Here is a 12,094-nt window from a genome sequence, read left to right on the forward strand (position 1 = left end):
TGTCCGTCGGCACCCCTCACTCCAGCAGCGTCAAGTCCTCAGGGGTGTCGATGTCGTCCGTACGGGCGATATCCGAGCAATCGACGAGCGTGATCGCGGACTGATGCGTCCGCAGATAGGCACGTGCCCCCCGGTCGCCCACCGCACTCGCCGTGATATCCGCCCACCGGTCCGCGCCGAACAGCACCGGATGCCCCCGCTCCCCGGCGTACGCGGCGGCCGCCAGGGTGGACGGAGAGCGGTACGCGGCCACCACCCGAGCCACCGCGTCGGCGCCGATCCCCGGCTGGTCCACCAGCGCGATCAGCGCCGCTTTCGCGCCCGTACCGGCCAGTGAGGTGAGCCCGGCCCGCAGCGAAGAGCCCATGCCCTCCTCCCAGTCGGGGTTGTCCACCAGGACGTACCCGTCCAGGTGCGCCCGCGCCCGTACGGCCCCGGCCGCGGCGCCCAGCACGATGTGTACCGGGGCGCAGCCGCCCTCCCGCAGCGCGTGCGCGGCGCGCTCCACCAGCGGCCGCCCCCGATGCGTCAAAAGGGCCTTGGGCCGCCCGCCCAGCCGCCGGCCGCCCCCGGCCGCCAGTACGATCCCGGCGACCTGCGCGGAGTCCTCCGTTGTACGTTCCATGGGCCCTGCTTACCGCACATCAGGGCCATGCGGGGGCTTCATCCCAGCCGGTCTGATTTTCGCTCTCCGTATAGCGCGTCGTGCACTGAGTGGCGTTAACTGATCCGCGGCCCCTTGTGTCCGAATCCACGCGAGGTGGAGGGTTGGGGCGGTCAGGCGGGAGAGGGGGCAGGCTCGTGCGAGAGGGCGCGAGGGGGAGAAGGGCAGTGTTGGCCAACGAAGGCGCGAGGCTCTGGGGTGAACCCGGCGCCTTGTCAGTGGAGGGCGCCGCAGTCGTGGAAGTCAGGCGAGTGGCGGGCACCGAGGACGATCCGAGGGCGGCCGAACTGCGCCGTGCCGTGGCCCGGCTCAGGCGCGATCTGGCCGCCCACCCGGCGGAATTACCCGACCGGGCGATCGCGGACGACGAACTGGCCGCGCTCGACGCCATGGCCCGGACCGGCGCCCCGGAACTGCACCGGCTGCGCCGCTCGCTGCTCCTCATCGCGGGTGCCCTGGGCTCGGTCAGCGCCCTGGGCCCCGCCCTGACGGGTGTTCGTGCGGCGATCGACCAGTTCGGCAATGTGCCACAGACGGGCATAGGGAGAGACTGAGCGCACGGACAACGGGCACGGACAAGGCCGAACCGACCGGCCCTACGACCCCGTCCGCGCCGGGCGATTGTCCGGGGCCCCGCTCGGGCCGGGTGGCCAGGTGGTGGTCGGGGTGGCCCCGCTCGCGCCGGGCGGTGGCCCGCCGGTCCTGCTCTCGCCCGGCGCCCGGCGTCGCCTCGGTGCTTCCGCCCGCGCTGGTCGGGTGACGCCTGCGGCGGGCTGTTCCCCACCCCGCCCCTTCCCGAAACTGGGGCTCCGCCCCAGCCCCCGCTCGAGCCTCCGCCCCGGCCCCGGGCCAGGGGCTCCACGCCCCGGTCCCCGGGCCAGGGGGCTCCCGCCCCAGGCCCCGGGCCGGGGGTTCGCCCCTTCCCGCAGCATCGATATGCGGCTCCGCCGCGTGGTGGGGCTCCGCCCGTAAACCCCGGGGTCCAGGGGCGGAGCCCCTGGTATCGGGAAGGGGCGGGGAGGGGAAAGCACCCATATGCGGCTCCGCCGCGTGGTCCCCCGGACCCCCGTAGCGGTCCGCCGCCGACCCCCTCCGCCGTCAGGCGGACCCGGTGGTGGTCCAGCGCTCCCGCCCCCCGCCCGGCGGCGGCTCAGCGGGCCCCGCCCGCTCGGGTCGCCCGCTGCCGGTCCGCTCCCCTCGGCCGTCGGGCCGGACCCGACGGTGGCGTGCCGTCGTCGTCCCCTCGGCGTCGGGCCGGACCCGGTGGTGGCGTGGCGTCGTCGTCCCTTCGGCCGTCGGGCCGAACCCCGTGGTGGTGCGCGTCGGGCCGAACCCCGCAGCGGTCCGCCCGCCGACCCCCTCCGCCGTCAGGCGGACCCCGTGTTGGCCAGTGCGCCCGACAGTTCGGCCGCGACCTCCTTGAGGATCGGCACGATCCGTTCCGTGGCCTCGTCGGTCACCCGGCCCGCCGGGCCCGAGATGGAGATGGCCGCCGGGGCGGGGGAGTCGGGGACCGAGACGGCGAGGCAGCGCACGCCCATCTCCTGCTCGTTGTCGTCCACCGCGTAGCCGTGCTCGTGGACCTGCCGCAGCGCGGCGAGGAACTCGTCCGGCGTGGTGATCGTCTTCTCGGTGACCGAGGGCATGCCGGTGCGGGCCAGGAGGGCGCGCACCTCCTCGGGGGGCGTGTCCGCCAGCAGCGCCTTGCCGACGCCCGTGGTGTGGGGCAGCACCCGCCGTCCGACCTCGGTGAACATCCGCATCGAGTGGCGCGAGGGCACCTGCGCGACGTACACCACCTCATCGCCGTCCAGCAGCGCCATGTTCGCGGTTTCGCCGGTCTCTTCCACCAGCCGCGCCAGATATGGCCGCGCCCAGGTGCCCAGCAGCCGGGACGAGCTCTCGCCGAGCCGGATCAGCCGGGGCCCGAGGGCGTAGCGGCGGTTGGGCTGCTGGCGGACGTAGCCGCAGGCGACCAGCGTGCGCATCAAGCGGTGGATGGTGGGCAGCGGCAGCCCGCTGCTGTTGGAGAGCTCGCTCAGTCCGACCTCGCCACCGGCGTCGGCCATCCGCTCCAGCAGATCGAAGGCGCGCTCCAGGGACTGGACGCCACCGGATCCGGCGGTGGTGGCGGCGGTCTTGGACTCGGCGGACGGCACGTCGGCGATTTCCTTTCACGGTGGGCGGCGCCGGCCTCGCACACGCGTCGGACGCCGCGGCCGACCGGCCACGGGCAGCCTACCCGTCCGCGGCGACCTCCCGTAGCTGCTTGTCAACGATCTCTGTCCGATCCATTGACGAGGCTGACCACGCTGACTAATTTCTGCATCCCGAAAAGTGACTTCCATTCTATGGAAACAGAGAGTCGTTGCGGGAGTGCTATGCGCATCCTTGTACTGAATCCGAACACCACAGCCGCCATGACCGCCTCCATCCGGGACCTCGCCGAGGCCAGTGCGAGCCCCGGCACCACCATTGTGGCCACCGAGCCGCTGTGGGGCCCCGAATCGATCGAGGGTCACTTCGACGGGTATCTGAGCGCCGCCGCCGTACTGGACCGGCTGACGACGTTCGACGAACCCTTCGACGCGCTGGTCATGGCCGGGTTCGGCGAGCCGGGGCGGGAGGGGGCGCAGGAGTTGCTCGACGTTCCGGTCCTCGACATCGCCGAGTCCGCCGCCCAGATGGCCATGATGCTCGGCCATTCCTACGGCGTCGTCACCACCCTCGACCGGGCCGTGCCGCAGATCCGGGACCGGCTGCTCACGGCGGGCCTGCTGGGGCGCTGCGCGGGTGTGCGCGGCACCGGTCTGGGCGTACTGGAGCTGGAGGCGGACCGGGAGCGGACGGTCGAGGTCATCGTGGCGACCGCGCGGGAGGTGGTGGAGCGGGACGGCGCCGAGGTGATCTGTCTGGGCTGCGGGGGCATGGCCGGGCTGCGGGAGCGGGTCTCGAAGGCGCTGGGCGGTCTGCCCGTCGTCGACGGGGTCGCCGCCGCCGTGAGGTTCGCCGAGGCGCTCGTCGGACTCGGCCTCTCCACCAGCAAGGCGCGGGCCTTCGCCCCGCCGCGACCCAAGACCATCGTCGGCCGGCCGATCGGCGAGCGCCGCCCGAACCCGCCGTGATCCGGTCCGGCGCCGGAGCCGAGGCACGCTGGCGCCGGTGCCCTGACACCGCGGGAAACGCCGGTGTCATCGATCGGCAACGCCCGCACGTCACCGTCATGCGGAAGAGATGGGCCGCGTGACGGCAGTTCCGCACCACCCCTTCGGAGGGCACCATGGCAGCACCCCAATCGCCCGACCCCCGCCTCTACAACGAGGACCTCGCGCCCGCGAAGGAGCGCAACTGGGGGACGTACAGCATCTTCGCCCTGTGGATGTCGGACACCCACGCGATCAGCAACTACGCCTTCGCGGCGAGCCTGTTCGTCCTCGGGCTGCCCACGTGGGAGGTGTTCCTGTCCCTGCTCGCCGGCATCACCATCGTCCACTGGCTCATGAACCGCATGGGTCACGCGGGCCACCGCACCGGAGTGCCCTTCCCGGTCCTGGCACGGGCCAGCTGGGGGGTGTACGGGGCCAATATCCCGGCGCTGATCCGGGCGGTGATGGCGGTCGCCTGGTACGGCATCCAGACCTGGCTGGCCTCCGAGGCGCTCATCCTGCTCGGCGTCCAGCTCGAGCCGGGGCTCGCGGCGTACGACCACAACTCCATCCTGGGCCTGTCCACCCTGGGCTGGATCGCGTTCCTGGTGATGTGGCTGCTCCAGGCGGTGCTGCTGACCCGGGGCATGGAGTTCATCCGCAAGGTGCAGGACTTCGCCACCGGCCCGGTGGTCTGGCTGGTCATGCTCGTGCTCGCCGTATGGCTGGTGGTCAAGGCGGGCGGCGACATCTCGCTCACCCGCAGCCTGACCGGGCTGAGCGGTGGCGAACAGCTGCACCAGAGCGTGATCGCGGTCAGTCTGACCGTGGCCACCTTCCTCACCCTGGTGCTCAACTACGCCGACTTCGCCCGCTTCACCCCGGATCACCGTTCGTACCGGCGCGGCAATCTGCTGGGGCTGCCGGTGAACTTCACCGCCTTCGCCGTCGTCTCCGTGCTGATGACGGCGGGCACGATCTCGGTCTTCGGCACCGCGGTCGCCGATCCGGTCCATGTCATCGCGCGGATCGACAACCCGGTGGTCACGGTGGTCGGCGCGCTGTCCTTCATGATCGCCACGATCGGGATCAACGTCGTGGCGAACTTCGTCTCACCGGCGTACGACTTCGCCAACCTCGCCCCCAAGCACTTGGACTTCCGGCGCGGCGGCATGGTCACGGCGGTGCTCGCGATCGTCGTGATGCCGTGGAAGCTGTACTCCAGCCCGGTCGTCATCCAGTACTTCCTGGGCGGCCTCGGCGCCTTCCTCGGCCCGCTCGTCGCGATCCTGCTGGTCGACTACTACCTGGTGCGGCGCGGCCGGATCGATGTCGACGCCCTGTTCCGCGCGGACGAGGCGGGGGCGTACTACTACCGCCGGGGCTTCAACCCCGAGGCCGTCATCGCCTTCGTGCCCGCGGCCGCCGTCTCCGCGGTGCTCGCGCTGGTCAAGTTCTTCGCGGACGTCGCCCCGTTCTCCTGGTGCTTCGGACTGGCCATCGCCGGGGGTATCTACGGTCTGAGATCCGCGAAGGCCAGGGTCGGCGGCGCCATGGCCCAGACGCTGATCACATCGCAGGTCACGACGGGTGGGGTCTTGACCCGCCCGGTGGCGGAGTAAAGACTTGCCCTGCTCAACGGAAGGTTAATTCCGTATAACGAAAGGCTGGTGACGTGTTCGACCTGGATCCGGAAGCGCGTGCGGAACCGGAGCCGGAGCCGGAGCCGGAGCCGGAGCTGGTGCCGGAGCTGGTGCCGGAGCTGGTGCCGGAACCGGAGCTGGTGCTGCGCTCACGACGCGTCATGACCCCGGACGGCCCGCGCGCGGCCTCCGTGTCCGTCGCCGACGGCCGCATCGTGGCCGTCGGGCCGTACGACGCACCGGACCCGGAGGGCGCGGCGGTCGAGGATCTCGGCGACGACGTCCTGCTCCCCGGCCTCGTCGACACCCACGTCCATGTCAACGACCCCGGCCGCACCGCATGGGAGGGGTTCGGCTCCGCCACCCGCGCCGCCGCGGCCGGCGGCGTCACCACCCTGGTCGACATGCCGCTCAACAGCGTCCCGCCGACCACCACCGTCCCCGCCCTGGAGGTCAAACGGGCCGTCGCCCGGCGGTCGGCCCATGTCGACATCGGGTTCTGGGGCGGCGCCGTGCCAGGGAACGCCCCGGAACTGCGGCCGCTGCACGACGCGGGCGTCCTCGGCTTCAAGGCGTTTCTGCTCCCCTCCGGCGTGGACGAATTCCCGCCACTCGCCCCCGACCAGCTCCGGACCGCCCTCCGCGAGATCGCGGGCTTCGGCGGACTGCTGATCGTCCACGCCGAGGACGCCCGTCTCATCGACGGCGCCCGGCCGCCCACCGGCCCGCGCTATGCCGACTTCCTCGCCTCCCGCCCGCGCGCCGCCGAGAACGAGGCCATCGCGGGCCTCATCGCCCTCGCCCGCGAGCTGGACGCCCGCGTCCACGTCCTGCATCTGTCGTCCGCCGACGCGCTGCCGCTGATCGCCGACGCACGGCGCGAGGGCGTCCGGATCACCGTCGAGACCTGCCCGCACTTCCTGACCCTCACCGCCGAGGAAGTCCCCGACGGCGCGACGGAGTTCAAATGCTGTCCGCCCATCAGGGAGGCCGCCAACCAGGACGCGCTGTGGGCGGGGCTGGCGGCCGGGGAGATCGACTGCGTCGTCTCCGACCACTCGCCCTGTACGGCCGACCTCAAGGTCGGCGACTTCGGGCGGGCCTGGGGCGGCATCTCCTCGCTCCAGCTCGGGCTCCCCGCCGTCTGGACGGCGGCCCGGCGGCGCGGCCACACCCTCCACGACGTGGCCCGCTGGATGTCCACCGGCCCCGCCGCGCTCGTCGGTCTCGACCGTAAGGGCGCCATCGAGGCCGGGCGCGACGCCGACTTCGCGGTCCTCGCCCCCGACGAGACCTTCACCGTCGACCCCGTCGCCCTCCACCACCGCAACCAGGTCACCGCCTACGCGGGCAGAACGCTGTACGGCGTCGTACGGTCCACATGGCTGCGCGGCCGGAAGATCGCCGACCATGGCACGCCGACCGAACCCACCGGCCGACTCCTGGAAAGGCAGCCCCGCACATGACCGCGCGGACGGAAGGCAGCCCCGCACATGACCACGCCGACGGAAAGGCAGCCCCGCACATGACCACGCCGATGGAACGGCAGGCCCGCCCATGACCGCGCCGATCCCCCGCTTCACCGGCGACGCCGCCCCGTACGGCGGTGGCGACCCGTACGCCGACTACCGGACCGCCGACCTCCCCTTCACCCACCTCGTGGACCTGGCCGACCGGCGGCTCGGCGGAAGCGTGATCGCGGCCAACGACGAGTTCTTCGCCGAGCGCGAGAATCTGCTGAGGCCCGAAGCGCCACGCTTCGACCCCGAGTCCTTCGGCCACAAGGGCAAGGTCATGGACGGCTGGGAGACCCGGCGGCGGCGCGGGGCCTCGGCCGACACCCCGCATCCGGCCGAGGACGACCACGACTGGGCCCTGATCCGCCTCGGCGCGCCCGGGGCCATCCACGGCATCGTCGTCGACACCGCCCACTTCCGCGGCAACTACCCGCGGGCGGTGAGCGTCGAGGCGACGGCGGTGCACGGCACCCCGTCCCCGGAGGAGCTCCTCGCCGACGACGTCGTATGGACCGAGCTCGTGCCCCGTACGCGGATCGGCGGCCACGCGGCCAACGGCTTCCCCGTCTCCGTCCGCCGCCGCTTCACCCACCTCCGCCTCAAGCAGCACCCCGACGGCGGCATCGCCCGCCTCCGCGTCCACGGCGAGGTCGCCCCCGACCCGGTGTGGCTCACCGCCCTCGGCACCTTCGACCTGGTGGCGCTGGAGCACGGCGGGGCGGCCGAGGACGCCTCCGACCGCTTCTACTCCCCGCCCGCCAACTCCATCGGGCCGGGCCGCTCCACCCGGATGGACGAGGGCTGGGAGACCCGCCGCCGCCGCGACACGGGCCACGACTGGGTCCGCTACCGCCTCGCCGCCCAGGGGACCATCCGCGCCGTGGAGATCGACACCGGCTGCTACAAGGGCAACGCACCGGGCTGGGCGGCGCTGTACGGCCTCGACGCGACAACCGGCGCGGACCCGGCCGACCACACCGCCCCGGCCTGGACCGAACTCCTGTCCCGCACCCGCCTCCAGCCCGATACGGTCCACCGCTTCCTCCTGGACGCCGCCCCGCCGGTGACCCACGTCCGGATCGACATCCATCCGGACGGCGGCGTGGCCCGGCTACGGCTGCACGGCTCGCTGACCGAGCACGGCGCGATCCACCTCGCCGCGCGCCACACGGAGCTGACCGACTAGCTCCACGACTGGCTCCCTCCCGGACGGGCCTCCCGCACCCGCTCCACATAGCCCACCAACTCGGCCATCCGCTCGCCGGGCCAGGGCAGCCGGTCGCCGAGCTCGTCGCGGTGGTCCCGCCACATGCGCCGGGCCGCCGCCCTGCTCTCCGCCCGTGCCCGCTCACCGCCGCCGTGGAAGGACTCGCCCACCGCGTCCCAGCGCCCCACAAGCTCCCGTACGTCCGCGTCATCCACCGGAGTCCCGGCCTCCAGATGCCCCAGCAGCGCCTCCACGAGCCCGGCCCACTCGCGCTTGGCCGCCTCGATCGCGCCGGGCCCCAGCTCGGTCCTGCGCCGGGCGAGCTCATCGCGTTGTTCCTGGGTGAAATAGCCGTCCAGCATCGACATCATCGAGCGCGTCGCCGATCTCCGCCAGGGACAGCCCCAGCCCGCACAACGCCCGCACCCGGTACAGCCGCCGCAGATCCTCCGCCGTATACCGACGGTGCCCGGCCCCGGTCCGCCCACTGGCCCGCACCAGCCCCACCTCGTCGTAGTGCCGCAGCGCCCGCACGGTCACCCCGCTCGCCCGCGCCAGCTCACCGATGCTCCACCGACGTCCGGTGGCGTCCTTCCCGATCACGTCGCCCGCGCTAGAACCGGCCGTTACGAGAGGTTCAAGCCCTCAGGCTCGCCGCCCACAGGTACTCGCCGCCCACAGGTACTCGCTGCCCACAGGTACTCGCCGCCTACAGGTACCGGACGCGGATGCCGGGACCGAGCCCGCGCGCGCCGGTGACGACCTGCCCCGTCCCCACCTCGACGGTGAGGCGGGGACCGGCCGGGCGACCCGCCAGCGAGGACAGATCCAGCGGACCGGGCACCGGGCCTTCGCACATGCCGAAGAACACCGTGCTGAGCGAGGGGAGCGCATTGAGGGGGCTGAGGTCGGCGGGGAGGTCACAGAGGTAGAAGCCGAGGTTCTTCGTCCGGAGACCGGCGGCGGGGAACGACCGGAGCTGCTCGGTCAGATCGAATCCGGCCAGACGCAGCCGCCCGACGCCGAGGAGCGGGGCGGAATCCAGGAGACCGCGCAATTCCCCCGAGCCGTCGAGCGACAGATAGTCGAGTGGCCCGAGCCGGTCGAGGAACCCCAGATCGGGATCGGCCGGGAGCTCTCCGAGCGACAGTCTGGTCAGCGACCGCGGCAGGGGAAGCTGGTCCAGCGGAGGCAGGGGCCACCAGTAGTTGAGCTGCAGATGCCGCAGGCGGGTGAACCCCTCCAGCACCTTGGCGCCTCTCAACGGCCCCCTTCCGTTGACCGAGAGGTCCGTCAGCTCCGGGCGGTCGGCCAGCGGGCCGAGGTCGTTCCCGTCCATCAGCCGATTGATCGTCAGATGGGAAAGCGGGGGCAGCTCCTTGAGAGCGGCGAGCCCCGAGGTGAAGGGGTAGTTGATCCCCACCTTCCGGGCCGACCGCAGCCGCGTCGCCGCGCTCCACTGGCTGGGATGGGAGAGGCCGAGGTGGACGTCCTCCAGCGGCAGCCGGGCCAGCACCCGCCGGGCGTACTCATCGGGGTCGAAGTACTTCCACATATTGGCGAGCTCCTGCCGCACATCGCCGCGCTCGTCCTCCGCGTACCCGGCCAGCAGACCCAGCGCCCCCTCGCCGCCGATGAGGGCCGCGGTGCGCACCGCGGCCCGCGCGGCGGTCTCCGTGAGGTCGCCCAGCGAGCGCGGCAGCCTGCCGAGCACCGGCTCGCCCACGGCCGCCAGGGAGGTCGCGTCGCTTCCGCGCCGGGGCGGCACCAGCACGCCCAGGTTGTGGTCCAGCCGCCCGGCGAGCCCGGCGGGGACCGACTCCATGGTCTCCAGGCACGACGCCGCCAACAGCCGCAGCGCACGCGCATGGCGGCCCTCGGCCTCCGCGCGGTCGAGGATGCCGGTGACCAGTTCCTCCCGCTGGCCGCGGTTGGCATGGCCCGCGGCCATGATGATGGTCTCCCGCCAGGTGTCCAGATGGGCCCGCTCGATCAGATTGCCGATACGGTCCTCGGCCGCCGCCTCCTCGGCCGCCAGATACTCCTGGAAGCTGCGGTGCAGGAAGTCGACGCGGTCGTCGGCGGGGGCGCGCAGCACTCCGGAACGGGTCACCAGATGGTCCAGGACCGGTCCGCCCTCCACCTCCAGATGGCGCATCGACCGCAGCTTGGCGGTGACATGGTCGAGCGCCTTCTCCCGGGCGATCTCGCTGCGGTTGTTGTCCGACAGCCGCCACGCCAGATCGCGCAGCAGGCACAGCTTGTCGGTGAGGCCCAGCGTCACGTCCATGGCGCTGGGCACCCCGCGCTCCGCGTCGCGGCGCTGCACCAGCAGCTCCAGCGCGATGCGGTACAGCTCCATGCGGTTGCGCGGCAGCCGGCTGCGCCGCCCCAGGTGCAGCGCGCACAGCAGGGCGGCCAGAAGCGGGTTGGCGGCGAGCGCGCGCAGATGGGGCCGGTCCTGGAGGCTGGTCACGAGCGCCCGCTCGTAGTGCGGCAGTTCCTCGGGCGCGCAGGGTGCCTCGCCGGAGTGCAGCTGTACGGCCTGATGCCACTGCCGTACGAAGGCACGCAGGTCGGCGGGGGTCATCCGGTCCAGGCCCACCGGGGCGAAGCCCTCCGACCGGAGCCAGTCGCCGTGCGCGGCCGTCGGCCGGGTCGTCACCACCGAGCGCGTGTCCGGGTAGGCGCTGAGCAGAAGCCGTAACCAGTCGCGGACCTTGCGCCTCTCACCCGCGACGAGTTCGTCCAGCCCGTCCACCAGGAGCAGCACCCGGCCCGCCTGGAACTGGCGGTCCGCCCAGGCGGCGGGCATATGGCCGGTCAGCGGCCCGGCGGTGACGTCCAGCAGCTGCTCCAGGCGCGGCAGCTCGCGGTTCGCGTAGTGACGGAGCTTGACGAGGACGGGGACCAGGCCGTTCCAGTCGGCCAGATCCCCGCCGAACGTGCCCCGCGCGGCGGTGACGGCCAGCCAGTTGAGCAGCGTCGTCTTGCCGGAGCCCGCCTCCCCGCGCAGCAGGACGCGCGGCGACTGCCGCAGCGCCGCCTCGACCCGTACGCTCGCCGACGACTCCTGCTCGGCCCGGTCCCAGTCGCCGATGCCCGTCCGTATCCGGTCGGCCGACCCGCCGGCCGTCCGCCGCGCCGCCCGGCCGTCCCCGTCCGTGCTGACCCGCAGACTGATGTACGCGACGGACAACTTGGTGCGCGGGGCCTGACCGGCCGTGAAGCTGAACAGCTCCACCTCGTCCAGGGTGCGGCTGAGGAACTCCAGGTACTCCCTGCGGAAGGCGGCGTCCTGATCCGCCCCCTGCGGCGCGTACAGCGATCTGACCGGGAGCCGCTCCAGCACCCGGCTCAGCTCGGGGCCGAGCTCGCCGACCCGCCCCAGCAGTTCGGCGATCCCGCGCTCGGTGAAGACCGGGAGCCGCTGCAGGATCCGCACATAGCAGTCGCAGCACTCGGCCAGCACCAGCTCGTAGAAGTGCGTGGCCGCCTCGCCCAGCCCGGCGGGCGGGGGAGCGGAGGCCCGCACCCGGCGGGCCAGCTCGGCGGGGTTGGCGTCGGACCCGAGGATCGCCTCGTCGGACAGGTCCGCGCGGCCGAAGGCCGCCGTCACGGCGTCGAGCGCCGCCTGCCGCCCGCCCTCCTCCAGACCGCGGAACTCATGCCCGCACATCGGCTCCAGCCGCGCCGCCACCGCGTCCGCGATCTGCTCGAACTGCCGCTCCACACCCCGCTGCGCCCGCAGCCCCGGCACCCGCCGCCGGACCAGGGCGGACATCTCCATCCGGCTCTCCTGCTCGCGCCGGCGCGGTTCGAGCCATAACCGCACGACGCGGGTCGCGACCGTCCGCCCGAGATTGATGGCAGCTGCCTCAGCGCTCACTCCGCAGGCCCCTTTCTGGGCGCACCAC

General features: G+C 72.9%; 8 protein-coding genes and 1 pseudogene. 5 read left to right on the top strand and 4 right to left on the bottom strand.

The annotated features are described in order from the left end of the window. Positions 1-16 precede the first annotated feature (16 nt). Positions 17-625, bottom strand: coding sequence for a nucleotidyltransferase family protein (locus J2Z30_RS46090; RefSeq protein WP_044569114.1), 609 nt, complete (start codon positions 623-625; stop codon positions 17-19). 275 nt (positions 626-900) lie between these two features. Between J2Z30_RS46090 and J2Z30_RS46095 the strand changes: the two genes are divergently transcribed. Continuing rightward, complete coding sequence (locus J2Z30_RS46095; protein ID WP_044569113.1) at positions 901-1,218, top strand: DUF5955 family protein; 318 nt, start codon at positions 901-903, stop codon at positions 1,216-1,218. 813 nt (positions 1,219-2,031) lie between these two features. On the opposite strand, the gene J2Z30_RS46100 is transcribed toward J2Z30_RS46095, so the two are convergent. Then, the gene (locus tag J2Z30_RS46100) at positions 2,032-2,823 is read right to left on the bottom strand and encodes an IclR family transcriptional regulator (protein ID WP_044569112.1); all 792 of its coding nucleotides are present in this window, start codon (positions 2,821-2,823) and stop codon (positions 2,032-2,034) included. Positions 2,824-3,045: 222 nt separating this feature from the next. Between J2Z30_RS46100 and J2Z30_RS46105 the strand changes: the two genes are divergently transcribed. The 4 genes from J2Z30_RS46105 to alc all read left to right on the top strand — a co-directional run bounded on the left by J2Z30_RS46105 (position 3,046) and on the right by alc (position 8,156). Continuing rightward, positions 3,046-3,789 (top strand): aspartate/glutamate racemase family protein, encoded by a 744-nt coding sequence (locus J2Z30_RS46105; RefSeq protein WP_044569111.1) that lies wholly within the window; start codon positions 3,046-3,048, stop codon positions 3,787-3,789. Positions 3,790-3,944: 155 nt separating this feature from the next. Continuing rightward, complete coding sequence (locus tag J2Z30_RS46110; RefSeq protein ID WP_044569109.1) at positions 3,945-5,432, top strand: NCS1 family nucleobase:cation symporter-1; 1,488 nt, start codon at positions 3,945-3,947, stop codon at positions 5,430-5,432. Between the two features lie 143 nt (positions 5,433-5,575). Continuing rightward, on the top strand, positions 5,576-6,919 hold the full coding sequence (gene allB / locus J2Z30_RS46115; protein ID WP_078956572.1) for an allantoinase AllB: 1,344 nt from the start codon (positions 5,576-5,578) through the stop codon (positions 6,917-6,919). A 91-nt stretch (positions 6,920-7,010) separates the two neighbouring features. Then, positions 7,011-8,156 (top strand): allantoicase, encoded by a 1,146-nt coding sequence (gene alc, locus J2Z30_RS46120; RefSeq protein ID WP_044569108.1) that lies wholly within the window; start codon positions 7,011-7,013, stop codon positions 8,154-8,156. Here the strand turns inward: alc and J2Z30_RS52190 are convergent. Both J2Z30_RS52190 and J2Z30_RS46135 read right to left on the bottom strand, forming a co-directional pair. Next, positions 8,153-8,780: pseudogene (locus J2Z30_RS52190) on the bottom strand (MerR family transcriptional regulator). The gene alc and the pseudogene J2Z30_RS52190 overlap by 4 nt on opposite strands. 106 nt (positions 8,781-8,886) lie before the next feature. Then, a complete protein-coding gene (locus J2Z30_RS46135) occupies positions 8,887-12,066 on the bottom strand; it encodes an NACHT domain-containing protein (RefSeq protein ID WP_044569107.1) in 3,180 nt (1,059 codons plus the stop codon). Positions 12,067-12,094 lie beyond the last annotated feature (28 nt).

This window comes from Streptomyces iranensis, assembly GCF_017874715.1.
Taxonomy (GTDB): Bacteria; Actinomycetota; Actinomycetes; order Streptomycetales; family Streptomycetaceae; genus Streptomyces; species Streptomyces iranensis.